The following is a 22,175-nucleotide window of genomic DNA, read 5'->3' as shown; positions in this document are numbered from 1 at the left end:
TGCCGGCCGGACCTACCGCCATCGCGAAAATCTCTCAAAACCACGAACTCCAGGCCGAAAACCGCACAAGGCCATGAGTCAGAAAAATTGCTGAAATGTCTTAACTTGGGTGGATTGGGTAGACAGGGGGGTAGTGCTGAAAAATGAGTCATTTTTCATAGTAGTGTTCTACGGACACCGTCTCCGCCAGTATTTTTAAAAACCGCAAACTCGCAAGAGTTTGCGGTTTTTTCATTTCTGCAGTCCGGAGCCGAATCGGCTCCTTGCGGGGCCGATGGGTGGAATTCGAAGCCTTGCGCGAGTACGCGCAAGGCTCTCAGAATCGCCCAATCACCGCGCTACGCGCAGCGGCCAACGCCGTTTCCTCACTTCAGGCACTGGCGGCAAGCGCGGTCTGGGCACTTCCAATCGCATATAGCCATCAATTTGATCCATCTCTACCCCGTTACCAATGGCTGGCAGATAATCTGTCGATGGTAATGCTATGGGTAATCCAGTAGTGCCAGAATATTTTCCAAAAAAGAGGCCGCGATGCTGGAAATCCAACCAAAAGATCGCCGTGGCTACTACATTCTTCCCCAGCGGCCGCAGGAAGCTTGCTTATTACGCTTACGGCACACCTACGCGCGTGGCTGGACAAGATGCGCATCCGAAGTGGCTTTCCCTGCTTTTTATGGTGGAGGCCCGATGGCAGGGGATGGATAAGCGAGCGATTGGTTTCGGTAATTTCAGTCTCGCTGATGGGGCTAAGTTTGATCCGCATGAGGGCCACCAGAGTGGACTCGATATCGATGTCAGGCCTCTGCGCAAAGATGGCGCAGAGGCGTCGGTTTCCTGGTCGGATACGCAATATGACCATGATGCCACCACGAAGTTAATTTCATTGTTCTTGGAGTATTCAATAGTGAAAGTGATTTTCTTTAACGACAAAGAAATTCCCCGTGTCATACAAAGAATTCACCATGACAACCATTTCCATGTGACCGTAAAGGGCTAGGAATGCCATGAACCGCTACCTGCTACCTGCTACCTTTGCTACTGGCGCTTGGCGCCGCCGCCCTGGTTCAGGCTGCAGAGCCATGGGATTGGATGCCGCGAGTCATGCAAGCAAAATACATCATTTACGGCGGTGATCTGGGTGGCCCCATGCGCCAGGCAAAGGCGATATGCGCATCGCGTTTTATGTGCGAGGTTCCGCCGCAAAAGAAATGTTTGATGCGATGGGACCGGACCGGAAAAGTGAGTGCGGTATCGAGAAGGGTGGGCGCGTGCGTGAAAAGGAGCGTATCGCGTGCAGCTATCGCCCATCCGATGGCTACCAGTGCGATTTTGGTTTTGATCTCAGCTCGGGAAAAAGCATAGGTGGTTCTGTTTGTTGATCCTGTGGCCGCACTAGCAACTTTGCTTGCTGGCCGTGTCCCGCATCGCCTATACCCCTACACCACGCACGGCCCAAGCATAAATAAAAATGATTCTCATTTATAATGAGGGTCAACTAGGTGGACGATGGGCAGGCGCCAGCGCACCGGGCAGCGGAGGAGGGCACGATGGGCAATGGGTACGGCAACGAGGACAGCATCGCGCACGAGCATCGTGTGCTGATGGGCGAGTACGGGCGCGCGCAGGCGCGTTGCAGTGCGATGCAGGCCGAGCAGGCGGCGCAGGCGATACGTATTGCGCAGCTGGAGTCGCAGCTGATGCGCACGCGGGCGCAGGTCGTCATCGGCGACACCAGGCTGGCGCTGGCGCGCGAAGCGCTGGCCGAATTGGCTGCTGCCGCGCCGGGCTTGCCCACGCGGGCACGGCTGGCGCGCAAAGTCGAATGGCTCGGCGAGCGGGTGCAGGACCTGATGCGCGAATTGCTGCGCCTGCAGTGGCTGGCGTCGCCCTCCATCGCGTCCTTGCCCGCGCTGCAAGCCGATCTGCTGGCACGCGTGCGCGAAAAAGCCGTGTTGTATGTGAGCAACTACCTGGCCCACGAACCGGGCCAGGGGGCGGGCGGCGCCAATGTAGCGCAGCAGGCGATCGAGCAGGCCGGTGGCCGCTTCCTGCACCATGCGGGTGGCGATGATGGCGTCGACGACGTTGCCGCCCTGGAAGCGAGCCTGGTGGCGGCCGACCTGGTGATTTGCCAGACGGGCTGCGTCAGCCATGACGCCTACTGGAGAGTGCATGACCATTGCAAGCGAACGGGCAAGCAGTGCGTGCTGGTGGACCAGCCGCACGCCATGCATTTCGTGCGCAAGGAAGCGCTGGCGACCTGAACTTCGCGCTTCTTAACCTGCGCTTAATCCGCATAAGACAGAATGGCCATCCATTCGACGTCCTTGAAAGCGCCCATGCTGTCCCTGCAAATCGGCCCGCTGGCCTTGCCCACAGGCCTGGTCCTGCTGCTCGTCTCCCTGTGTATCGCCTACGGCGTGGCGCATTGGCTGCGGCGCCATCGCCAGATGCCGGATGCCGGCCCCCTCGTTTCCGATATGCTGATCGCCGGCTTGCTGGTGGCGCGGCTGGCGTTTGTCTTGCGCTGGCACGAGCAATACCTCGCGGCGCCGTGGTCCATCATCAACATCCGCGACGGCGGCTTCATGGCGCCGGCCGGCATTGCTGCCGCACTGGCCATCGCCGCCTGGCGCTGCCGGCGTCCTGCCATGGCGGCCATGCGGCGTCCCCTGTCGATGAGCGTGGCCGGCGGCGCGCTGGCCTGGGGCGTGTTGAGCGCTGGCCTGGGACTGGCGTACGACAAGCCGACGGCCTTGCCGGCCGTGGCGCTGCAGACGGTCGGCGGCACTGCCATCAGCCTGGCGGTGCTGGCCGGTGGCAAGCCCATGGTGGTCAACCTGTGGGCTAGCTGGTGCCCGCCATGCCGGCGCGAGATGCCCGTGCTGGCGGCCGCGCAGAACGCGCATGCAGGTATCGTTTTCGTGTATGCGAACCAGCGCGAGGATGCCGCCGCCGTCAACGCTTTCCTTGAGCCGGCCGGCCTGGCGCTGCGCAACGTGGTGCTCGACAGCGAGGCGGCACTGGGCAAGGCAGCCGGTTCCTCCGCCTTGCCGACCACGCTGTTCTACGATGCGCAGGGGCGCTTGATCGACACCCACCTGGGCGAATTGTCCGACGCGTCGCTGGCCAGCAAGTTGCAAAAGATTGCCGGGCCATCGTCCTAGCCCGCATGCGATGTCAATTGAGCCGCCATCGGTCAGGATGCGCGGCTTTTTTTATGCCTGGCCGCAGCTGGAATTTTTTCTGATAGTATACCCCCCTATAGTATTTAAGCGGAGTGAGGCGATGGGACACACATCGAAGAACAAGACTAAGCTGCTGAACCGCGTGAAGCGCATCCGCGGCCAGGTGGAGGGCCTGGAGCGGGGCCTGGAAGAGGGCCGCGACTGCGGCGAAGTGCTGCAGCTGATCGCCGCCGTGCGCGGCGCCGTGAATGGCTTGATGGCGGAAGTGATCGAAGAGCACTTGCGCGAGCACGTGGCCAGTCCCGACATCGCCAGCGATGAACGGGCCAGGGGCGCCGATGATATCGCCGCCATCCTGCGTACCTACCTCAAATAAGCACAAGGAAGAACAGCATGAAACACGAACACATTGCGGAAGATTTATCCGCCTGGCAGCATGATCATGTTTTTGGCGGCGCCAATGTCAAGGCCGAAAGCCGCGCGCGCATGGTCATGTGGATTACCCTGGCCACCATGGTGCTGGAGATAGTCGCCGGCTGGTGGTACAACTCCATGGCCTTGCTGGCCGACGGCTGGCATATGAGTTCGCACGCGCTGGCCATCGGCCTGGCCGCCTTTGCCTATGCGGCTGCGCGCCGCTATGCGCGCGATCCCCGTTTCGCCTTCGGCACGTGGAAGATCGAAGTCCTGGCCGGCTACACCAGCGCCATTTTGCTGCTGGGCGTGGCCGTGCTGATGGTGGCGGCCTCCGTCGAGCGCCTGTTCTCGCCGCAGGCGATACATTATCCGCAGGCGATGGCAGTGGCGGCCTTCGGGCTGGCCGTCAACCTGGTGTGCGCGCTGATATTGGGCGGCCATCACGACCATGACCATGGCCATGGCCATCATGAGCATCACGACCACCACGATCACCATGATCACCATGGCCACGGCGAAGACCTGAACATGAAAGCGGCGTATATCCACGTGCTGGCCGACGCCGCCACGTCCGTGCTGGCCATCGTGGCCCTGGCCGGTGCGTGGGCTTATGGCTGGCGCTGGCTCGACCCGGTGATGGGCATCGTCGGCGCCGTGCTGGTGGCGCTGTGGGCGAAAAAGCTGATGACGGAGACGGGCAAGGTCTTGCTGGACCGCGAGATGGACCACCCGGTGGTGGCCGAAATCCGCGAGGCCGTGGAGGTGGAAAGCGGCGGCGACACGCCGCGCATCGTCGACCTGCACGTCTGGCGCGTGAGCAAGCAGCTGTATTCATGCGCCTTGTCCGTCGTCAGCCGCGATGCCGCATTGACCCCCGCCGAGCTGCGCGCGCGCATCGGCATTCACGAAGAAATCGTCCACAGCACCATCGAAATTCAATACCGTTCTTGACCTGGGTTCGCAGCGCGCCGTAAAAAAGCGCGCTGATACGGGGTGTAGGCAGTATACTGTCGGCTTTTACAGCCAGGCGCTGTTCACCAGACAGAGAGAAGTATGAGCACCTTACCAGCATGCCCGCAATGCAAATCCGAATTCACGTATGAAGATGGCAGCCAGTTGATCTGCCCTGAATGCGCGCATGAATGGTCGGCCACGGCTGGCGATGCGGTAGAAGAGGGTGCCAGGGTGTACCGCGATTCGGCCGGAAATATTCTGCAGGACGGCGATACGGTCAGCGTCATCAAGGATTTGAAGCTGAAGGGCGGCGGCGGTGTCGTCAAGATGGGCACCAAGGTCAAGAACATCCGTCTGGTCGACAGCGATCATGATATCGACTGCAAGATCGACGGCTTCGGCTCCATGAGCCTGAAGACCGAGTTTGTGAAAAAAGTCTAAGTTTTTTAATTTTCATATGCGGCGCGCCTTGCCTTGTGCCGGCGCGCCGTTTTTCATTCCGCTGTTACTTATCGCCCATGCAAATCGACTATCTCCGCCAGCGCCTGCGCGCCTTGGGCGCCAAGCCACTGCACGAACAGCGCGTGCTGCGCGACTGGATACAGGCGCAGCCGCACGACCAGGGCCGGCGCCGCGCCGAGGATTTTCTGCCGCTGCCAGTACGCGAGGCGCTGCCTGCGCTGGACTTGGAGCTGCAAGGCATGCTCAAGCTGCTCAGCACCCATCCCGGTGCGGACGGTTCGGCGCGCCTGCTGGTGGGACTGCACGATGGCCAGACGGTGGAAAGCGTGCTGCTGCCGCGCGACGGTCTGTGCGTTTCCAGCCAGGTTGGCTGCGCTGTCGGCTGCCAGTTCTGCATGACGGGCCGCGATGGCTTGATACGCCAGGTGACCAGCGGCGAAATCGTCGCGCAGGTGGTGCTGGCGCGTACCATGCGTGCCGTGAAAAAAGTCGTCTTCATGGGCATGGGCGAACCGGCGCATAACCTCGCCAATGTAATGGAAGCGATCGAGTTGCTGGGCACCGAGGGCAATATCGGCCACAAGAACCTGGTGTTTTCCACCGTGGGCGATCCGCGCGCGTTCGAGCGCCTGCCACAGGGGCGGGTCAAGCCGGCGCTGGCCTTGTCGCTGCACACGACCAAGCCGGCGCTGCGCGAGCAGCTGCTGCCGCGCGCGCCCAAGCTATCCCCGCGCGAACTGGTGGCATTTGGCGAATCGTATGCGCGCCTGACTGGCTACCCGGTGCAGTACCAGTGGACCTTGATGGAAGGCGTCAACGATGGCGACGACGAGATGGATGGTATCGTTGAACTCTTGAAGGGCAAATACGCGGTGCTCAACATGATCCCGTACAACACCATTGATGACTTGCCATTCAAGCGCCCCAGCTGGGAAAAAGCGCGTGCCATCGCCGCCACCCTGCACGGGCGGGGCGTGCTGACCAAGCTACGCGATTCGGCGGGACAGGATGTGGAAGGGGGATGCGGGCAGTTGCGGGCGCGCGCGGCGAAGGGCAAGGTCATTCCCATACGCGCCAGCACTCCTTAAAACCCACCCAGTAAATCGTTTTCATTCAATATCGCAAACGCGATCTCGGGATGCGCGGACAGGCAGCGGCGCACGGCGGCAGGAATGGCGGCGCGCGTCTTGCGGCACAGGCCAGGCTGCTCTAGCAGGCGGATCTGGAAGCCGCGCACGGTACGCACTTCGCTGCTGCCCGGCGCGACCTGCAGTTCCACCCCCAGGTTGCTCTTCAAGCGTTCCTGCAGCTTTTTCAGTTGCGCGTAACTATCGATGTGCTCGATATGCGCGAGCAGGCGCTTTTCTTCCGTCAGGTTCAGGCGCAGGATGGCGATGTCCGCCTGCGGATATTGCAGCAGCAGCTCGCGCTCGCAGTCGCACAGCTGCGGCGGGCACTCCTTGCGGACTTCAAAATCGACGACGCGCATGCGGGCATTCCAGTGGTGATCCAGGATGAATCAAGTATCGGCCGATGCCTGGCGCATGTCAATCTGCGCCGCACTATCAGCGCGGGCTGACGATCAGGCGCCAGCGGATCGGTCCCTGTTCGCCGCTGTGCTGGTGATGGTTTTGCGGCGGCATGACGTGGCCTTCCGTCGATACGATTTCGTGCGCGCAGCCGTCGCAGCGGTAGATGCCCGAGTACGGCACGGCTTCGCCGGGTGACGTCAGTTCGTCGAAGCGCGGATGCATGGAGCGGGCCACGTAGCTGGGGTTTTTGTAGTCGGCCATGGGTTCCTCTGAAAGTGGGCGATGAACCTATTCTGGCACAGAATCGTGCGCAGCCTTGACCGCGCGCGCCTTGGCGTGCGCATGGACGGCAAGCTCTATGCCATCAAGCAGGCCTTGCTGATGGCGGCCGTGCGCGATGTGGATGCGGCGCTGTATGCAGAAGGCTGATGTATGCCTTTTCGAAATTATAGACTGCCTGATTTGATATTGGTCTTGGTCGTGCCCCGACGTTCGCGATACAGTGGATTGCTCTGCTATCACTGCAAAGGAAAGACCATGCTGGAATTGATCGGGGTGCTGGGAGTCTGCGTCAGTATTATCGTAAAAGTGATTTTCGTCCAGATCGGCGCAGCGGGCAAAGGGAAGGAAGACTAATATGCGAGGGCCGCCACGCAGGGCGCCGGGACGGATAAAGCTTGCAAGCGGCAGGCTGGCGCGGCCCCGCTCCACTCCGCAAGCTGGACGCCTGCGCACTTGAGCGCCGCTTCGCGCGCCGTCCAGGCCTGCGCCAATTGCAGCGGACGTTGCGCGGCAGGGCAGGCGGCCAGTTCCTGTGCCACCTGCGGCCCCAGATAATCGCGCGCCACGTTCTGCCAGTCGGCAATGTCCTGCACGCGCATCACGTCGATGCCGATTGGGCCATGCAGGTGGATGGCGGCCAGCGACAGACCCGCTTCATGGCTGAACGACAGCCACGCCGCGCGGCCGGCCAGCAGCAGGCGCGGAGCTTGCCCTGGCGTTGACGCCATCGCGATGGAATCGATATCCATGTTCAACCACTGCGCTGCCGCAATGCGCACTGCCTGGCGCAGAAGTGCTCTGGCTTCGGCACGCGAGGCAGGGGCGTCGATGCCGATCACCAGCAAGCCGTCCTGTGACCAGTACCGGGTCACCTCCATCATGTATGCAGAGGCGCCGCCGGGCAGCCTGCCCAGTTGCTGCCGGCGGGGATATGCTCGCCCTTCATCACCAGCGTCAAGGGGCCCAGGCGCGCATTGTCGCCCACTTTTGCGCCATACAGCACGGAACTGCGCGGGCCCATGTAGACGCGCTGGCCAATTTCCACGTGGTCGATCTTCATCACGCGGTCTTCGAACAGATGCGTCTGCGGGCAGGTGAGGGCATTGAGCTCACTGTAGTCGCCGATGTGCACGCAGTCAAATTCCGTGATGTCGGTGGTGTCCATGTAGACGCCGCGGCCGATCTTGCAGCCAAACAGGCGAAAAGCCAGCGGCAGCCACGGCGTACCGCGCAGGTAGCGCATGAAATTGGGCACGGCGATGCCTTCGTATAAATTCGTCACGCCTTCCGAAACCCACACGAATGGCGTCCACATGGGCGCTGCATGCTTGCGGTAGCGTCCCAGCAGCAGCCACTTGAACAGCACGACCACCAAAAAATTGCCGATGCCGTAGGCCAGGCCGGCGATCGCCAGGTCGCCGACCACCTCGCCCCAGCGGCCGGCGCCCGCGATCGGCATGACGTCCAGCACCAGCGTATAGCCGACGGCGATCACTACCGCGTGCGGCGCGACGATGCGGAAGGCTTCGATCAGGCTGCGGCCCAGGCGGCGCAGCATGGACGGCTTGAAGGTCAGGTGTTCGGGATAGCCGCTGACCTGTTCGCGCGCGGGCAGGTGCATGGGTGGCGAACCGAGCCAGGTGTCGCCGCTGTGCATTTGTTCATTGCGCGGCGCATGCGTGTGCACGCCGATCAGCACGTGCTCGGGCAGGGTGGTGCCGTCCGGGATATAGCTGCCATTGCCGACGAAACTGCGGTGCGAGATGACGGTGGGGCGCATGGTCATCCAGCCGCCGTCGATCTGTTCGTCGCCCAGCATCACGGCGTCGGCGATGAAAGTGTCGTCGCCCAGGGTCAGCATGTCGGGTACCACCCCCAGCGCCGTGGAAATTTCGGCGCCCTTGCCCACCTTGGCGCCCAGCAGGCGATACCAGTAAGGCGCGAACACGGTGGCATAAATACCGTGCAGGACGTTCAGGCTCGACTCCTGGATATGGCTGACCAGCCACTTGGCGCAATAGATATTGCTGTGCACGGGCGAGGTGCCCGGTTTCAAGCGGGGCAGCGCGCCCCAGCGGATGGCCGCCGACAGCAGTGCCGTGAGCACGATCAGCACGGCGCTGGCGGGGAAGGCCAGCAGGAAGTAGCGCGCCAGCTGGGTCGTCACGTCGCGCCCCTGCAGCCACGGCATCATTTCGCGCTCGTCGAACCAGTCGATCAGCACGAAGCTGGGGAAGACGGGCATGAAGAACAGCACGGCGATCAGGACCATGCCGAAGCAGAAAAACACGCTTTCGCCCATCAGGCGCAAACGCGACACGGCAGGGCGCGGCGGCTGGCTGGCTACGTCAAAAGCGCCTATGTCGCGCGCCGGGGAGCCTGTCCAGATCCGGCCCGCCGGCACCGACACGCCATCGGCCAGCGCCGATTGTCCCTCCAGGTGGCCAAAGGCGCCCACGCTGGTATTGCCTTCCAAAATCGCATAGGAACTGATACAGGCGTCATCGCCGATGCTGATGCGGCCCAGCAGCAAGCGGCCCCGTTCCACCCTGGCGTTTTCAAAGTTGACGGCATTGCCCACACTGACGTTGTCGCCGATGTCGAGCAAGTCGGGCGCGCGCAGTGTCATCGAGCCGATGACGACTTCCTTGCCGACCTTCGCGCCCAGCGCGCGCAGCCACCAGCTATTGAGTGACGAGCCGCTGAGCAGATACGCGGGTGCCGATTCGACCAGCCGGTCGGCCAGCCACCAGCGGTAATACGTCAGGCCCCACAGCGGATAACTGCCTGGCTTCAGGCGCCCGGCGATCAGCCATTTGCCGCCGATGGCGATGGCAAATTCGGCCAGGGTCGCCAGCAGGAATACGCCGATCGAGGCGGCGATGGCGCGCGGCACCGTGTCGCCCGTCTCGCCGGTGAAGAAGTGATAGGTGAAGAAGGGCGCCATCCACTGCGCCATGCGCAGGGTGACCAGGCCCGGCACGGCCGCTGCCTGCGCTGCGCCGCACAGCCAGCGCCTGGCTGTGGACGGCGGCGTCCATTGCGCCTCGGGCGTGGCCAGCGCGGGCGTCTCGTTCAACACGGCGGCGATCTTGCCGATTTGCCGGTTCTGGTAGATGTCGCGCACCGTCATGTGGGCAAAATTCGGATCGGCGCGCAGGCTGGACGCCAGGCGCGCCGCCAAAAAGGAATGGCCACCGAGGTCGCTGAAGAAATCGAGCCGGCGCAAGATGGCCTGGCCCGGGAACAGCTGCGCCAGCGCCGCGAACAGGGCCGCCTCTGCTGGCGTTTCCGGCACATCCGATTCACCCGCTTCGCCGGCCGGCGGCGCGCACAAAGGCATGGCTTTCAATGCCTTCCTGTCGATCTTGCCTGAGGTCAGGCGCGGCATCAGCGCCAGCAGCTCGAAGCGGCCCGGCACCATGTACGGCGGCAGGTGCAGGTTCAAGGCTGTGCGCAGGGTCTTGGCTGTCAGCGCGTCGTGCGGGGCGTCGTCGCTGCCGACGATATACGCCACCAACTGGTCGATGCCGTCATCCTTGCGCAGCAGGACTGCCACCGTGCCCACGCCCGCCTGCTGCGCCAGCACGGCTTCGATTTCGCCCAGCTCCACGCGGAAGCCGCGAATTTTCACCTGATCGTCGGCGCGGCCCAGGCACAGCACCTGGCCGTCAGGATCGATACGCGCCAGGTCGCCCGTGCGGTACAGGCGCGCATAATCTGCACCCGCATCCTGCCCCGTGGACCACGGATTGGGCAGGAATTTTTCGACCGTCAGGTCGGGCCTGCCCAGGTAACCCTCGGCCAGACCGGGGCCGATGATGCACAGCTCTCCCGTTTCGCCGCGCGCCAGCAAGGTCAAGGGGCGGTTTTCTCCCGGCTCGGCCACTTGCAGTACCAGCAAGCCGTAGTTGGGCAGTGGCGTGCCGATGGTCACCGGCTCACCTGGCCGCAGGCGCGCCAGGCTGCACGAGACGGTGGCCTCGGTGGGGCCATAGGTATTGAACATGGCGCGGCCCGGGCGCGACCAGCGCTCGACCAGGGATTCCGGGCACATTTCGCCGCCCAGGTTGATCAACCGCAAGCTGGGTACTTCTTCGGCGAACAGGGCCAGCAAGGTCGGCACGGCGTGCAGCACGGTGACGTGATTGGCCGCCAGCGCGCGCGGTAGCGCTTCCGGATCACCCGAGATGTCCTTGGGGCCCAGCCACAGGGTGGCGCCCACCAGGTAGGCGATCCAGATTTCCTCGAACGACATGTCGAAAGCCACCGAAAAACCCTGGTAGACGGTATCGGCCTGCGTCACTTCCAGCACGGCGTTTTCGCTGCGCAGGAAGTGGCAGATGCTGCGCTGGGAAATCAAGATGCCCTTTGGCTTGCCCGTGGAACCGGAAGTGTAGATCACGTATGCCGGGTGTTCGGGCAGGACGGTTGCGCGCGCGGGCAGGTGTTCGCCCTGTGCGGCGGGCGCCAGCAGGCTTTCGGCCGTCCACATGGGGCGGCTAATGCCAGCTTCCTGCAGGCGCGGCGCGAACTGCGCACAGCTGACGACACCAAAGCCGTTGGCGTTATCGATGCAAACTTGCAGGCGCTCGACGGGCGTGTCTTCATCGACAGGCAGCCAGGCGGCACCCGCCTTGGCAATGGCGGCCTGCATCAGCAGCAGATGGGCGCCGCGTGGCAGCCACAGGCCGACGATGTCGCCGGGCTTCACGCCGGCCGCCACCAGGCGCGATGCCGCCAGTCCCGCCTGGGCATCGAGTTCGGCATACGTGATGCGGCGTGCGCCGTCGATCAGGGCAATTTGCTGCGGGCAGCGGCGGACGGTCGCTTCCAGCAGGTCGGCTAGCACTTCCTCGCGCAGCAAATCCGGTCGCGGCGGGCCGTACAGGATGTCAGCATGGGTGGACGGGGTGCCTGGGCTGGCTGCGGTGAAATCGTTCATGGATGAGGCTTATTTGTCATGCTGTGTGTGGAAACAAATGGGCTGCGCGTGGTGCGCAGCACAGTTGATACATTACAGTACGCTAGACATTTCTGCGTTGCAGAACGGGGACTTTTGCCAGGCTTTCAGCAATTATTTCGCTACAGGCTCACCGCCATGCTGACGGAATGTAAAACGGGGAAACATGGCGCCAATCTGCGCCAGCGTGCGCGCCGCCGGATAGCCGTGCAGGGAGCGACCGGCCAACGCAGTATCAACGCAGCCGTCGGCCCGGAACTGCTGCAGCACGTAGTTGTTAACGCCCTTGGCGGCCAGGGTTCTGGCCAGGGCCAGCAGCTGTTCATCGGGCAGCAGGTCCGGGTGCACGGTGGTGCGGCACTCATGAGCGACGCCGCTGGCCACGATGGCGTCCAGGCAGGCGCGCGCCGGGTCGCCGCTGCCGGCCACGCGGGTCACATGACGATAGTCGCTGAACGGCGCCTTGATGTCGAAGCCTACCCAGTCGAGCAGGGGCAGCACCTGCACCAGGCGCTGCGGATAGATGCAGGCCGTATGCAGGCCGATGGCAAAACCCAGCGCCTTGACATCGACGATGGCACGTTCGAGCACCGGATCCATGCAGGCTTCGCCGCCGCTGAAGACGACGGCGTCGAGCAGGCCCACGCGGCGGCGCAGCCAGGCCAGCACGTCGCGCCAGGGCATCACGCCGTCTTGCGTGCGCGGCTGCAAATGGGGGTTGTGGCAGTAGCCGCAACGCCAGGGGCAGCCCTGCACGAAGATCACGGCCGCCAGCTTGCCTGGGTAGTCGCTGGCGGAAAAGGGCGTCAGGCCGCCCACTTTCAATTCAGCTGCCATGGCAGACGGGCTGGTCAAGCCGGGCGCTCGCTTGCGTAAAGTACTGGCGCTCGTGGAATTCGCCCTGTTTGCCGATGTTGAACGAGGCGACGGGGCGGTGGTAGCCCATCACGCGGGTCCAGATTTCGCAGCGCTGGCGTTCGTTGTCGGCCAGGGTGATGGCGGCGGTGGTGGCGGTAATGGTCATGCGGTTGTCTCCTGTGGGTGTGTCGGATGGTTCGATTGGGCCTGCTTGCGGGCGATCAGTTCCGCGTCGCAGGTGGGGCAAAACTCGTGTTTTCCTGCCAGGTAACCGTGGCGCGGGCAGATGGAAAAGGTGGGCGTGACGGTAATGTAGGGTAGCGAGAAGCGGCTCAGGGCGCGTTTCACCAGTTCGCGGCAGGCGTTGGCGTCTGACAGCGCTTCCGTCATGTACAGGTGCAGTACCGTGCCGCCCGTGTACTTGCGCTGCAGCGCGTCCTGCAATTGCAGTGCTTCAAACGGGTCGTCCGTGTGGCCCACGGGCAGTTGCGAGGAATTCGTGTAATACGGATTGTCGCTGGTGCCAGCTTGCAGGATGGCGGGATAGCGTTTGCGGTCTTCGCGGGCGAAGCGGTAGGTCGTGCCTTCGGCCGGTGTCGCTTCCAGGTTGTACATATGCCCCGTCTCTTCCTGGAACTCCAGCATGCGCACACGCACATGGTCGAGCAGGCGGATCGCCAGCGCATGGCCTTCGGGCGCAGTGATGTCCCAGGCGTCGCCGCTGAAATTGCGGATCATTTCATTGATGCCGTTGACGCCCAGCGTGGAAAAATGGTTGCGCAGGGTGCCCAGGTAGCGTTTCGTGTACGGGAACAGGCCTTGCTGCATCAAGTCCTCGATGGTGGCGCGCTTGATTTCCAGGCTGGTCTTGCCCAGCTCCAGCAGGCGGTCCAGGTCCGCCAGCAGGCCTGCTTCGTCGCCGCGCCACAAATGTCCCAGGCGCGCGCAATTGATCGTCACCACGCCCAGGGAACCCGTCTGCTCTGCCGAGCCGAACAGGCCATTGCCGCGTTTCAGCAGTTCGCGCAAGTCCAGTTGCAAACGGCAGCACATGGAGCGGATCATGTTCGGCTTGAGTTCCGAGTTGATGAAATTCTGGAAGTAGGGCAGGCCGTAGCGAGCCGTCATCTCGAACAGGCGTTCCGCATTTTCGCTATGCCAGTCGAAATCCTCGGTGATGTTATAGGTGGGGATGGGGAAAGTGAATACGCGCCCCTTGGCGTCGCCCGCCATCATGATCTCGATGTAGGCGCGGTTGATCATGTCCATCTCAAGTTGCAGTTCGCCATAGCGGAAGTCCATCTCCTGGCCGGCGATCACGGGGATCTGCTCGCGCAGATCGTCCGGACAGACCCAGTCGAAGGTCAGGTTGGTAAATGGCGTCTGCGTGCCCCAGCGCGACGGTACGTTGAGGTTGAAGATCAGTTCCTGCATATATTGGCGCACGTCTTCATAGCGCAGCTTGTCCTTGCGGATGTAGGGCGCCATATAGGTGTCGAAGGAGCTGAAGGCTTGCGCGCCGGCCCATTCATTTTGCAGTGTACCGAGGAAGTTGACGATCTGGCCGATGGCGCTCGACATGTGTTTCGGCGGGCCGGACTCGATCTTGCCGGGCACACCGTTCAAGCCTTCGTGCAGCAAGGTGCGCAGCGACCAGCCGGCGCAATAGCCGGCCAGCATGTCGAGGTCGTGGATGTGCAGGGCCGCTTCGCGGTGCGCCGCGCCCACCTCGGGTGGATACACCTGGTCCAGCCAGTAGTTGGCGATGACTTTGCCCGACACATTGAGTATCAGGCCACCCAGCGAGTAGCCCTGGTTGGCGTTGGCGTTGACGCGCCAGTCGCGCCGCTCCAGGTATTCATTGATGGACGCGGCGACATCGACCTGGCCGCGTGTGGGGTGAACTGTCTGTGTAGTCATGAAACCTCCAATAAACACAACATGCGGTGTTTTTATGGAGATTAATCACTAAATGTAGTGGCGTCAAAGGTGTCGTGCAGTTGTATGGCGAATCCTTGATGCAGGTGAAAAAAAACCCGGCTTACTTTTTCGCGCCTCCCTGGCGCAGGATGAAGTAGCTCAGGCCGAAATGCGCGGCGCCGCAGGCGGCGATGCTGATGAGGGAAGCGGGCAGCACGTGCAGCCAGATTTCCAGCGGCGAGTAGGTGCTCCAGCTGGCCACGCGCATATCGAACGTGACGTAGTTCGCCAGCAGCCAGTAGAGGGCCAACAGGCCCGTGCAGATGGCGGCCTGGCGCAGCAGCGGCATCTGGCGGCGCGTGAAAACGGCCAGCAAGAACAGCAGCACGCCGGGCCAGGCACCCAGCACCTCGGGCGACAGGATGGACAGCGTGTCGGCGTCATAGCCTTCGGCAGGCGCGGCCCACTGCACTTGCAGCACGGTGAGGAAAAGGGTCAGCAGGAAGATCAGCAGCGGTTTGCGGGGCATGGCGGCGAGTGCAATAGGGCGGAGATGGAGCATTTTACAGCGCGGTCAAGCAAATGGAATGTACGCCGCCCACGCACGCATTCCTTCACCTGCGTCAAGGACTGCGTGGCCTGCGCGGGGCTATAGTCTGCACCCTGAGCCGACACGGGAAATGAACATCATGATGCTTGAATCAACCACCGCCAGCCGCGTGACGGGACCGCTGGAACTGGTCTGTCCCGCCGGCAGCCTGCCAGCCCTGAAAGCGGCCGTCGACAATGGCGCCGACACCGTCTACCTGGGCTTTCGCGACGCCACCAACGCGCGCAATTTTGCCGGTCTCAATTTTGACGAAAAGGCCATCGCCGAAGGCGTTCGCTACGCCCACCAGTATGGGCGCAAGGTGCTGCTGGCCTTGAATACCTATCCGCAGCCGCACAACTGGGCCGTGTGGCGCAGCGCCATCGATCGCGCCGCGCAGGCGGGCATCGACGCCATGATCGTCGCCGACCCGGGCCTGATGGCGTATGCAGCCCAGCACCACCCACAGCTGCGCCTGCATCTGTCCGTGCAGGGTTCGGCCACCAATTACGAGGCCATCAATTTTTATCATGAGCACTTCGGCATCGCCCGCGCCGTGCTGCCGCGCGTGCTGTCCATGGCGCAGGTGGAGCAATTGATAGCCAAGACGGAGGTGGAGATCGAGGTATTCGGCTTCGGCAGCCTGTGCGTGATGGTCGAGGGGCGCTGCGCGCTGTCCTCGTATGCGACGGGCGAGGCGCCGAACACGCACGGCGTGTGCTCGCCGGCCAAGGCCGTGCGCTGGCTGGAAACGCCGCAAGGCCTGGAATCGCGCCTGAACGGCGTGCTGATCGACCGCTACGCGCCCGGCGAAAACGCCAGTTATCCCACCCTGTGCAAGGGGCGTTTTGAAGTCAACGACGAAGAGTATTACGCGATCGAGGAACCGGCCAGCTTGAACACGCTGGCGCTGCTGCCGCAATTGATCGCCATGGGCGTGCGCGCCGTGAAAATCGAAGGCCGCCAGCGCAGCCCCGCCTATGTTGCGCAGGTAACGCGTGTGTGGCGCGAAGCGATCGACGCCTGCCGCGCAGGCAATGCGCGCTACGCCGTCAAGCCGGGCTGGATGGCGGCCTTGGACAAGCTGGCCGAGGGCCAGCAGCACACTTTGGGTGCTTACCACCGCTCCTGGAAATAGAAAAACCTACTGCGCTTCTCGGCCACGCCGCGAGGCGCTCGCTACGGTTTTATCACTTAAAAAGTAATGGAACAGATATGCTGAAACTTTCACTGGGCCCCCTGTTGTACTACTGGCCGCGCACCACCGTTTTCGAGTTTTACCAGCACATCGCCACGACAGCCGTCGATATCGTGTATCTGGGCGAAACCGTGTGCTCGCGCCGGCATGAACTGCGCCTGGCCGACTGGCTCGATATCGCCGACATGCTCGCTGCCAGCGGCAAGGAAGTGGTGCTGTCGACACAGGCGCTGATCGAGGCGGGCGCCGAACTGGCGACCTTGCGCCGCATCACGGGCAATGGACGCTATATCGTCGAGGCGAACGACATGGGTGCCGTGCACTGCATGGACAAGGGCGCGCCCTTCGTCGCCGGCCCGCACCTGAACCTGTTCAATGGCCCCAGCCTGCAATTGCTGGCGCGCCTGGGCGCGCGGCGCTGGGTGATGCCGCTGGAAATGGGGCAGGAAGCGCTGGCCGAAATGCAGCGCCAGAAGCCGGAAGGACTGGAAACGGAAGTCTTCGCCTATGGCCGCATGCCGCTGGCGTTTTCCGCGCGCTGCTTCACGGCGCGCAACCGCAACTTGCCGAAGGACGATTGCCGCTACAGCTGCCTGGAAGAGCCGGACGGCTTGCTGCTGCGCACGCGCGACGCAGTGCCGTTCCTGGTGCTCAACGGCACGCAGACGCAGTCGGCGCTGGTCTATAACCTGGTGCGCGAACTCGATGCCATGCGCGACATGGGCGTCGCCGTGGCGCGCATCAGTCCCCAAGCCATGCATACGGAAAAAGTCATCGGTATTTTTGACCGCGCCAGGCGCGGCCAGGTCAGCGGCATCGGCGCCCAGGCGCAGCTGGCCGCCTGCCAGCCGGCCGGCGCCTGCGACGGCTATTGGCATGGCCAGCCCGGCATGGAACAAGGAACCGCCCATTGAACGCAGCGAAAGGAATCATCATGCAAGATCAACTGGAAAGATTGCCCGTGCAGGCCCCGCCTGCCACTGGCAGGCCCACAGCGGCGTACAGGCTGCCCGAGCCGCTGGCCGAATTGCTGTCCAGGCTGCCACCGTACCCCGCGTCCTGGCTTTTCGTGCAGGGCTTGAACCGTTTGCTGGCGCCGCAATTGCCCGACGATGTGCGGCGCCGCCTGGAAGGACGCAGCCTGCGCTTGCGCCTGCTCGACGCGGGCATCGCCTTCGATTTCGAATGGCAGGGCACGGTCTTCGCGGCCGAGCGTTATGTCGGCGCGCCCGACCTGTGCATCGCCGCCAGCGTGCATGACCTGATGCTGCTGGCGCGGCGCCAGGAAGATCCCGATACCCTGTTTTTTAGCCGCCGTTTGAGCCTGGAAGGCGATACGGAACTGGGCTTGCTGTTCAAGAATACGCTCGACGCCATCGAGTTGCCGCCGTTTGACTTGCAGGCGCTGGGACCACGCCGCGTGCTGGCGCATCTGCGCGACCGGGGTGCGCGGGGCGGGTGAAGGGGCGGTAGCAGACGGAAAGATGCTCAGTGGCGGCAGTGGCCGCAGGCGCCGCTGCAGGTCGGTAATGGTTCATCCGCCGTTGTTTCACCCATGAAGCCGGCATCGTTGACGGCCGCCAGCAGGCGCGCCTGCGTGGCAAGGCGTTCGTCAAATTGCACCGTGGCGCCGTGACTGGCCAGCGAGACGCATACCGTGGCCACGCCGTTGACCGCTTCGAGCGCGCCCGTCAGCCGGTCGGCGCAGCCTTCGTGATCCATGCCGATGATATTCAAGCGTGCAGTTTGCATGTGTTCCTCTTGTTTTTCAAATAAAAAAACAGCGTAGGCGAGGGACGCGCATGCCGTCCAGAGCAGCACGCACGATTTTTTTTGTATTTGCAGTTTTATTGATCTGGGTTAATTCTACGGCGCCCGGACTCACCCTTGACTGCTGTTGTTTTATACACAGTTTCCATATTCCAATCGATAAGCGCACCTTGCCGGGCGACCTGGCTCGGCTGCCTGCCAGGCAGCTGCGTGGGCTCGGTGCGGCCACCGTGCCAGCGCATGGCTTGCGCATCGATACGTCGAACAGCACCGAAGGCCTGTTCCAGCAACTGGCCGCAGGCTGCATCGGACGTCGTCTAAAATATTACTAATGGTATTTTTGATGCATGTCAAATAAGTAATTCAATCGTGCGCAGCTTGTTTGATTAATATCAAGACGAGTTCAACAGAACACCTGTTGACACTTATAAAATTATCGCCGAACATGATTCCGCGTTACAACATTTCCCCAGCGAAACCTCTATGGCAGGTATTGCGCGGGACGCCATACGCCCGTTCAACAGCAAGCGCCTGCCAGCCAAAGAACGCCCTGATTTTCAGTAACTATCGGTATTTTTTCGAAGGTTTGCTCATGCTCGATTCGATCGCGTCGGTATTGCACCAGGTGCCAGAACTGGCCTTGTTCCTGGCGCTGACGCTGGGTTACGCAGTGGGGCAGATACGCTTCGGTCCAATCCAGCTGGGCGGCGTGTGCGGCACCCTGATCGCCGCGCTGCTGATCGGGCAAGTGGGCATTGTCCTGGACGCCAGCGTGAAGAACGTTTTCTTCATGCTGTTCATCTTTGCGCTCGGCTATGCGGGCGGTCCGCAGTTCTTCGCCAACCTCAATGCCAAAGGCTTGCGCTTAGGGCTACTGTGTTTGATCGAAGTAGTGGTGGTGCTGGTACTGGTACTGCTGGCGACGCGCTTGCTGGGCCTGGACCAGGGCACGGCGGCCGGCATGATGGCCGGTGCGGCGACTGAATCGGCTGTCGTTGGCACGGCCACGGACGCCATTTCCAAGCTGGCCTTGCCGGCGGCGCGCATCGCCGAGCTGCAAGGCAACGTGGTCACGGCCTACTCGATCACGTATATCTTTGGCCTGATTACCATTGTCATCATCACCAGCCAGATTTTTCCACTCTTGCTGCGCGTCAACCTGCGCGAGGAAGCGGACAAGTTATGGTCGAAGATGGGCGGCGCGCCAACTGGCGCCGACGCCTTGCAGGCGACGCCGGAAATGGTCGGGCGCGCCTACCGCATCAGCACGGGCGCGGGACGCCGTCTCGATTCCCTGCAGCATATTTTCGCCGGCCGCGCCAGCATCACGCGCGTGCGCCGGCATGGCAAGGTGCTGGCCCTGGAGCCCGAACTGCGCCTGCGCGCCAACGATGAAGTGCTGGTGATCGGCCACCGCCCAGCGCTGGTGGCGGCCGAGGCCATCCTGGGCGAGGAATTTGCCGATACGATGGGCTTGAACATGGCCGTCTCCGCCGTCGAAGTGGTGCTGCAGCAGAAAGCCGTCGTGGGCCAGCCCTTGCGCCAGATGGCCTTGCCCGCCGGCGTGCACGTCGCTGCCGTCATCCGTGGCGAACACAGCATGCCACCCTTGCCCGACCTGGCCTTGCAGCGCGACGACGTGCTGCGCCTGTATGGCACGACGGAAGGGCGCGAGCTGAACACGGCGCTGGCCGCCATCGGCAAACGCGTGCCCACGGGCGAGCGCAGCAATATCGTCTACGCCAGCATCGGCATCGTACTGGGCGTGTATATCGGCGGCTTTTCCGCCAAGCTGGGCGGCATTCCTTTTTCGCTGGGCACCGGTGGTGGCGCCTTGCTGACGGGCCTGGTGTTCGGCTGGTACCAGGCGAGAAAACCGGGCATGCCGGGCATCCACCCCAGCGCGCTCGACATGATGAAGGACATTGGCCTGGCCACCTTCATCGCCTGCGTGGGCCTGGCGTCCGGCCCGCAGGCGATCGGCCTGATCCGCCAATACGGCTTGTCGCTGCCGCTGATGGGCGTGCTGATCGCCGCCATCCCCGCCTCGATTTCATTGCTGATAGGACATCTTTTCCTGAAGCTGGAAGCGCCCGTATTGTTGGGCGCCATTGCCGGCCAGCAATGCAGTACGCCAGCCCTGTCGGCCGTGCAGAACGCGGCTGGCAATTCGACGCCCTTGCTGGGCTACACGATTACCTATGCCATCTCGAACGTGGTGCTGCCCTTGCTGGGGCCCCTCATCGTGGCCCTGGCCGGCTCCGTGCACGCATGAGACGCGCGCAAGCTGGGCAAGTAGCAAAGAATTCCTTCAAAACGAAAGGCGGTCAGCATGGAATGGTTGCATGAGTTATTCAAGAAGTCGCCTGAAATTGCCTTGTTCCTCTCCCTGGCAGCGGGCTACTACATCGGCAAGATCAAGTTCGGCTCGTTTCAGCTGGGCGGGGTGGCCGGTTCACTCCTGGTGGCGGTACTCGTCAGCCAGGTGGGCGTCGCCATCGATCCTGGCGTCAAAGCGGTGCTGTTCGCACTGTTCATTTACGCGGTCGGCTATGAAAGCGGGCCGCAGTTCTTCAATTCCCTGGGGCGCCAGTCGGTGCGCGAAATCATCCTGGCCGTGGTGCTGGCCGTGACGGCGCTGTTGACGGTGGTCATCATGGCCAAGCTCTTCGACCTGGACAAGGGCCTGGCGGCCGGCGTGGCGGCGGGTGGCTTGACGCAGTCGGCCATTATAGGCACGGCGGGCGACGCGATCACCAAGCTGGGCCTGGCGGCAGATGAAGTGGCGCGATTGCAGGGCAACGTGGCCGTCGGCTATGCCGTGACGTATGTCTTCGGCTCGTTTGGCGCCATCATCGTCTGCGTCAACATCTTGCCCAAACTCATGGGCCGCAGCATCCGCGAAGATGCGATCAAGGCGGAAACGGCGCTGCAGGCGGGCGTGCAGGTGCTGGGACCTGGCCAGACGCCAGCGGCGCCTGACCTGATCGGCCGCATCTATGCAGTGGGCCCGGGTGCTGGCCGTTCGGTGGCGGATATCGAAAGCGCCAATCCGAACACGGCCATCACCATCGAGCGCGTCAAGCGCAATGGCCAGGTCCTCGACGTCAGCCCTGAACTGGTGCTGGCGGCCGACGATATCGTGCTGCTGGTGGGCCGCCGCGAAGCGATGCTCAGTGTGTCTTCCCAGCTGGGCAAGGAATTGCATGCCGTCGAAGGCATGGAACTGGTCATGCAGCGCCGCGACATGGTGCTGACCAACAAGGTCTACCACAACAAGACGGTGGGCGAGATCCGCAACGCCACGGCGCCAGGCGTGCGCCACGGCATCTTTGTCGTGCAACTGAGCCGCATGGGCAAAATCTTGCCCATGCAATCGGAAACCGTGGTGCAGACGGGCGACGTGGTGACCATTTATGGCGCCGAGCAGGACGTCAAGCGCGTGGCGGCCGAAGTGGGCTACATGATCGTGCCAAGCGCCAAGACGGACTTCGTCTACATGGGCGCTGGCCTGGTGGTCGGGCTGCTGGTGGGCTTGCTGGTGGCGCGCATCGGCTCGATTCCGCTGACCCTGGGCAGCGGCGGCGGCGTGCTGCTGTCGGGCCTGGTATTCGGCTGGTTCCGCGCCAAGCGCCAGACGTTTGGCTACATGCCCAGCGGCGCCGTACAGATCTTGAAAGACCTGGGTCTGGCCGGCTTTGTTGCCGTCGTTGGCCTCACGTCCGGTCTGCAAGCGGTGGAAACCGTGCGCCAGCATGGCCTGACCCTGTTCGGCGTGGGCGTCGTCGTGACCATCCTGCCGATGATCTTGACCATGCTGATCGGTCGCTACGTCTTGCGCTATGACAACGTTGCCGTGTTTGCGGGCGCCTTGTCCGGCTCGCGCAGCGCCAACCCCGCCTTCGGCGAAGTGCTCAATGCGGCGCAAAACTCCATCCCTACCGTGCCATTTGCCATCACGTACGCATTGGCCAATGTCTTCCTGACCTTGCTGGGCCCGCTCGTCGTGGCCTTTGTCTAGTCAGCGAGTGTTTGCACTACC

The 22,175-nt window shown here is 62.8% G+C and carries 24 protein-coding genes; 15 read left to right on the top strand and 9 right to left on the bottom strand.

Going from position 1 to position 22,175, the window contains the following annotated elements:
* The first annotated feature begins 484 nt into the window (after positions 1 to 484).
* The 8 genes from ACQ4W6_RS22580 to ACQ4W6_RS22545 all read left to right on the top strand — a co-directional run bounded on the left by ACQ4W6_RS22580 (position 485) and on the right by ACQ4W6_RS22545 (position 6,109).
* Entirely contained in the window at positions 485 to 997 is a 513-nt protein-coding gene (locus ACQ4W6_RS22580) for a hypothetical protein (protein WP_436569416.1), read from the top strand.
* Positions 998 to 1,166: 169 nt separating this feature from the next.
* Positions 1,167 to 1,379 (top strand): hypothetical protein, encoded by a 213-nt coding sequence (locus ACQ4W6_RS22575; protein ID WP_436569415.1) that lies wholly within the window; start codon positions 1,167 to 1,169, stop codon positions 1,377 to 1,379.
* Positions 1,380 to 1,697: 318 nt separating this feature from the next.
* The gene (locus ACQ4W6_RS22570; RefSeq protein ID WP_436569419.1) at positions 1,698 to 2,264 is read left to right on the top strand and encodes a DUF2325 domain-containing protein; all 567 of its coding nucleotides are present in this window, start codon (positions 1,698 to 1,700) and stop codon (positions 2,262 to 2,264) included.
* A gap of 75 nt (positions 2,265 to 2,339) precedes the next feature.
* The gene (locus ACQ4W6_RS22565) at positions 2,340 to 3,167 is read left to right on the top strand and encodes a TlpA family protein disulfide reductase (protein WP_436569414.1); all 828 of its coding nucleotides are present in this window, start codon (positions 2,340 to 2,342) and stop codon (positions 3,165 to 3,167) included.
* 121 nt (positions 3,168 to 3,288) lie between these two features.
* Positions 3,289 to 3,564, top strand: a complete 276-nt coding sequence (locus ACQ4W6_RS22560) for a metal/formaldehyde-sensitive transcriptional repressor (RefSeq protein ID WP_436569413.1) — start codon at positions 3,289 to 3,291, stop codon at positions 3,562 to 3,564.
* Between the two features lie 17 nt (positions 3,565 to 3,581).
* A complete protein-coding gene (dmeF, locus tag ACQ4W6_RS22555) occupies positions 3,582 to 4,556 on the top strand; it encodes a CDF family Co(II)/Ni(II) efflux transporter DmeF (protein WP_436569412.1) in 975 nt (324 codons plus the stop codon).
* Between the two features lie 102 nt (positions 4,557 to 4,658).
* Entirely contained in the window at positions 4,659 to 5,000 is a 342-nt protein-coding gene (locus ACQ4W6_RS22550) for a zinc ribbon domain-containing protein YjdM (protein WP_436569411.1), read from the top strand.
* 77 nt (positions 5,001 to 5,077) lie between these two features.
* Entirely contained in the window at positions 5,078 to 6,109 is a 1,032-nt protein-coding gene (locus ACQ4W6_RS22545; protein ID WP_436569410.1) for an RNA methyltransferase, read from the top strand.
* On the opposite strand, the gene ACQ4W6_RS22540 is transcribed toward ACQ4W6_RS22545, so the two are convergent.
* The gene (locus ACQ4W6_RS22540) at positions 6,106 to 6,510 is read right to left on the bottom strand and encodes a hypothetical protein (RefSeq protein ID WP_436569409.1); all 405 of its coding nucleotides are present in this window, start codon (positions 6,508 to 6,510) and stop codon (positions 6,106 to 6,108) included. The genes ACQ4W6_RS22545 and ACQ4W6_RS22540 overlap by 4 nt on opposite strands.
* Positions 6,511 to 6,586: 76 nt before the next feature.
* Complete coding sequence (locus tag ACQ4W6_RS22535) at positions 6,587 to 6,814, bottom strand: protein L (RefSeq protein WP_436569408.1); 228 nt, start codon at positions 6,812 to 6,814, stop codon at positions 6,587 to 6,589.
* A 21-nt stretch (positions 6,815 to 6,835) separates the two neighbouring features.
* On the opposite strand from ACQ4W6_RS22535, the gene ACQ4W6_RS22530 reads away from it, so the two are divergent.
* Positions 6,836 to 6,982: a hypothetical protein gene (locus tag ACQ4W6_RS22530; protein ID WP_436569407.1), complete on the top strand. Its 147-nt coding sequence runs from the start codon at positions 6,836 to 6,838 to the stop codon at positions 6,980 to 6,982.
* A 203-nt stretch (positions 6,983 to 7,185) separates the two neighbouring features.
* On the opposite strand, the gene ACQ4W6_RS22525 is transcribed toward ACQ4W6_RS22530, so the two are convergent.
* The 6 genes from ACQ4W6_RS22525 to ACQ4W6_RS22500 form a co-directional block, all read right to left on the bottom strand.
* Positions 7,186 to 7,716 carry a 4'-phosphopantetheinyl transferase family protein gene (locus tag ACQ4W6_RS22525; protein WP_436569406.1) on the bottom strand — a complete coding sequence of 177 codons (531 nt, stop codon included), beginning with the start codon at positions 7,714 to 7,716 and terminating at the stop codon, positions 7,186 to 7,188.
* Entirely contained in the window at positions 7,713 to 11,780 is a 4,068-nt protein-coding gene (locus tag ACQ4W6_RS22520) for a Pls/PosA family non-ribosomal peptide synthetase (protein ID WP_436569405.1), read from the bottom strand. The genes ACQ4W6_RS22525 and ACQ4W6_RS22520 overlap by 4 nt, the downstream gene beginning before the upstream one ends.
* Before the next feature lie 132 nt (positions 11,781 to 11,912).
* Complete coding sequence (locus tag ACQ4W6_RS22515) at positions 11,913 to 12,635, bottom strand: anaerobic ribonucleoside-triphosphate reductase activating protein (RefSeq protein WP_436569418.1); 723 nt, start codon at positions 12,633 to 12,635, stop codon at positions 11,913 to 11,915.
* Positions 12,625 to 12,822, bottom strand: a complete 198-nt coding sequence (gene nrdD / locus ACQ4W6_RS22510) for an anaerobic ribonucleoside-triphosphate reductase (protein WP_436569404.1) — start codon at positions 12,820 to 12,822, stop codon at positions 12,625 to 12,627. Before nrdD ends, ACQ4W6_RS22515 begins: the two co-directional genes overlap by 11 nt.
* Entirely contained in the window at positions 12,819 to 14,576 is a 1,758-nt protein-coding gene (locus ACQ4W6_RS22505; RefSeq protein WP_436569403.1) for a ribonucleoside triphosphate reductase, read from the bottom strand. The genes nrdD and ACQ4W6_RS22505 overlap by 4 nt, the downstream gene beginning before the upstream one ends.
* 121 nt (positions 14,577 to 14,697) lie before the next feature.
* Entirely contained in the window at positions 14,698 to 15,105 is a 408-nt protein-coding gene (locus ACQ4W6_RS22500; RefSeq protein ID WP_436569402.1) for a hypothetical protein, read from the bottom strand.
* Between the two features lie 160 nt (positions 15,106 to 15,265).
* On the opposite strand from ACQ4W6_RS22500, the gene ubiU reads away from it, so the two are divergent.
* The 3 genes from ubiU to ubiT all read left to right on the top strand — a co-directional run bounded on the left by ubiU (position 15,266) and on the right by ubiT (position 17,825).
* The gene (gene ubiU / locus ACQ4W6_RS22495) at positions 15,266 to 16,303 is read left to right on the top strand and encodes a ubiquinone anaerobic biosynthesis protein UbiU (RefSeq protein ID WP_436569401.1); all 1,038 of its coding nucleotides are present in this window, start codon (positions 15,266 to 15,268) and stop codon (positions 16,301 to 16,303) included.
* Positions 16,304 to 16,380: 77 nt separating this feature from the next.
* Positions 16,381 to 17,277 carry a ubiquinone anaerobic biosynthesis protein UbiV gene (ubiV, locus tag ACQ4W6_RS22490; protein ID WP_436569400.1) on the top strand — a complete coding sequence of 299 codons (897 nt, stop codon included), beginning with the start codon at positions 16,381 to 16,383 and terminating at the stop codon, positions 17,275 to 17,277.
* A 20-nt stretch (positions 17,278 to 17,297) separates the two neighbouring features.
* Positions 17,298 to 17,825, top strand: coding sequence for a ubiquinone anaerobic biosynthesis accessory factor UbiT (gene ubiT / locus ACQ4W6_RS22485; protein WP_436569399.1), 528 nt, complete (start codon positions 17,298 to 17,300; stop codon positions 17,823 to 17,825).
* Between the two features lie 26 nt (positions 17,826 to 17,851).
* Here the strand turns inward: ubiT and ACQ4W6_RS22480 are convergent, their stop codons facing one another.
* Positions 17,852 to 18,115 (bottom strand): heavy-metal-associated domain-containing protein, encoded by a 264-nt coding sequence (locus tag ACQ4W6_RS22480; RefSeq protein WP_436569398.1) that lies wholly within the window; start codon positions 18,113 to 18,115, stop codon positions 17,852 to 17,854.
* Between the two features lie 188 nt (positions 18,116 to 18,303).
* Between ACQ4W6_RS22480 and ACQ4W6_RS22475 the strand changes: the two genes are divergently transcribed.
* From ACQ4W6_RS22475 to aspT (ACQ4W6_RS22465), 3 genes are all read left to right on the top strand, one after another.
* Positions 18,304 to 18,465 carry a hypothetical protein gene (locus ACQ4W6_RS22475; protein ID WP_436569397.1) on the top strand — a complete coding sequence of 54 codons (162 nt, stop codon included), beginning with the start codon at positions 18,304 to 18,306 and terminating at the stop codon, positions 18,463 to 18,465.
* Positions 18,466 to 18,725: 260 nt separating this feature from the next.
* A complete protein-coding gene (gene aspT, locus ACQ4W6_RS22470) occupies positions 18,726 to 20,408 on the top strand; it encodes an aspartate-alanine antiporter (protein ID WP_436569396.1) in 1,683 nt (560 codons plus the stop codon).
* Positions 20,409 to 20,465: 57 nt separating this feature from the next.
* On the top strand, positions 20,466 to 22,154 hold the full coding sequence (gene aspT / locus ACQ4W6_RS22465; protein ID WP_436569395.1) for an aspartate-alanine antiporter: 1,689 nt from the start codon (positions 20,466 to 20,468) through the stop codon (positions 22,152 to 22,154).
* The last annotated feature ends 21 nt before the right edge of the window (positions 22,155 to 22,175 follow it).

The sequence above is a fragment of the Janthinobacterium woesei genome, from assembly GCF_051380875.1.
Classification (GTDB): Bacteria; Pseudomonadota; Gammaproteobacteria; order Burkholderiales; family Burkholderiaceae_D; genus Janthinobacterium.
Note: the sequence above shows the minus strand (reverse complement) of the source record. Positions and strands in the feature narration are given on the sequence as shown.

Excerpts from the sequence above, each read along its gene's own strand:
- ACQ4W6_RS22580 (WP_436569416.1), top strand. The coding sequence starts at position 485 with ATGGGTAATCCAGTAGTGCCAGAATATTTTCCAAAAAAGAGGCCGCGA.
- ACQ4W6_RS22575 (WP_436569415.1), top strand. The coding sequence starts at position 1,167 with ATGCGCATCGCGTTTTATGTGCGAGGTTCCGCCGCAAAAGAAATGTTT.
- ACQ4W6_RS22570 (WP_436569419.1), top strand. The coding sequence starts at position 1,698 with ATGCGCACGCGGGCGCAGGTCGTCATCGGCGACACCAGGCTGGCGCTG.
- ACQ4W6_RS22565 (WP_436569414.1), top strand. The coding sequence starts at position 2,340 with ATGCTGTCCCTGCAAATCGGCCCGCTGGCCTTGCCCACAGGCCTGGTC.
- ACQ4W6_RS22560 (WP_436569413.1), top strand. The coding sequence starts at position 3,289 with ATGGGACACACATCGAAGAACAAGACTAAGCTGCTGAACCGCGTGAAG.
- dmeF (WP_436569412.1), top strand. The coding sequence starts at position 3,582 with ATGAAACACGAACACATTGCGGAAGATTTATCCGCCTGGCAGCATGAT.
- ACQ4W6_RS22550 (WP_436569411.1), top strand. The coding sequence starts at position 4,659 with ATGAGCACCTTACCAGCATGCCCGCAATGCAAATCCGAATTCACGTAT.
- ACQ4W6_RS22545 (WP_436569410.1), top strand. The coding sequence starts at position 5,078 with ATGCAAATCGACTATCTCCGCCAGCGCCTGCGCGCCTTGGGCGCCAAG.
- ACQ4W6_RS22540 (WP_436569409.1), bottom strand. The coding sequence starts at position 6,510 with ATGCGCGTCGTCGATTTTGAAGTCCGCAAGGAGTGCCCGCCGCAGCTG.
- ACQ4W6_RS22535 (WP_436569408.1), bottom strand. The coding sequence starts at position 6,814 with ATGGCCGACTACAAAAACCCCAGCTACGTGGCCCGCTCCATGCATCCG.
- ACQ4W6_RS22530 (WP_436569407.1), top strand. The coding sequence starts at position 6,836 with ATGAACCTATTCTGGCACAGAATCGTGCGCAGCCTTGACCGCGCGCGC.
- ACQ4W6_RS22525 (WP_436569406.1), bottom strand. The coding sequence starts at position 7,716 with ATGATGGAGGTGACCCGGTACTGGTCACAGGACGGCTTGCTGGTGATC.
- ACQ4W6_RS22520 (WP_436569405.1), bottom strand. The coding sequence starts at position 11,780 with ATGAACGATTTCACCGCAGCCAGCCCAGGCACCCCGTCCACCCATGCT.
- ACQ4W6_RS22515 (WP_436569418.1), bottom strand. The coding sequence starts at position 12,635 with ATGGCAGCTGAATTGAAAGTGGGCGGCCTGACGCCCTTTTCCGCCAGC.
- nrdD (WP_436569404.1), bottom strand. The coding sequence starts at position 12,822 with ATGACCATTACCGCCACCACCGCCGCCATCACCCTGGCCGACAACGAA.
- ACQ4W6_RS22505 (WP_436569403.1), bottom strand. The coding sequence starts at position 14,576 with ATGACTACACAGACAGTTCACCCCACACGCGGCCAGGTCGATGTCGCC.
- ACQ4W6_RS22500 (WP_436569402.1), bottom strand. The coding sequence starts at position 15,105 with ATGCCCCGCAAACCGCTGCTGATCTTCCTGCTGACCCTTTTCCTCACC.
- ubiU (WP_436569401.1), top strand. The coding sequence starts at position 15,266 with ATGATGCTTGAATCAACCACCGCCAGCCGCGTGACGGGACCGCTGGAA.
- ubiV (WP_436569400.1), top strand. The coding sequence starts at position 16,381 with ATGCTGAAACTTTCACTGGGCCCCCTGTTGTACTACTGGCCGCGCACC.
- ubiT (WP_436569399.1), top strand. The coding sequence starts at position 17,298 with ATGCAAGATCAACTGGAAAGATTGCCCGTGCAGGCCCCGCCTGCCACT.
- ACQ4W6_RS22480 (WP_436569398.1), bottom strand. The coding sequence starts at position 18,115 with ATGCAAACTGCACGCTTGAATATCATCGGCATGGATCACGAAGGCTGC.
- aspT (WP_436569396.1), top strand. The coding sequence starts at position 18,726 with ATGCTCGATTCGATCGCGTCGGTATTGCACCAGGTGCCAGAACTGGCC.
- aspT (WP_436569395.1), top strand. The coding sequence starts at position 20,466 with ATGGAATGGTTGCATGAGTTATTCAAGAAGTCGCCTGAAATTGCCTTG.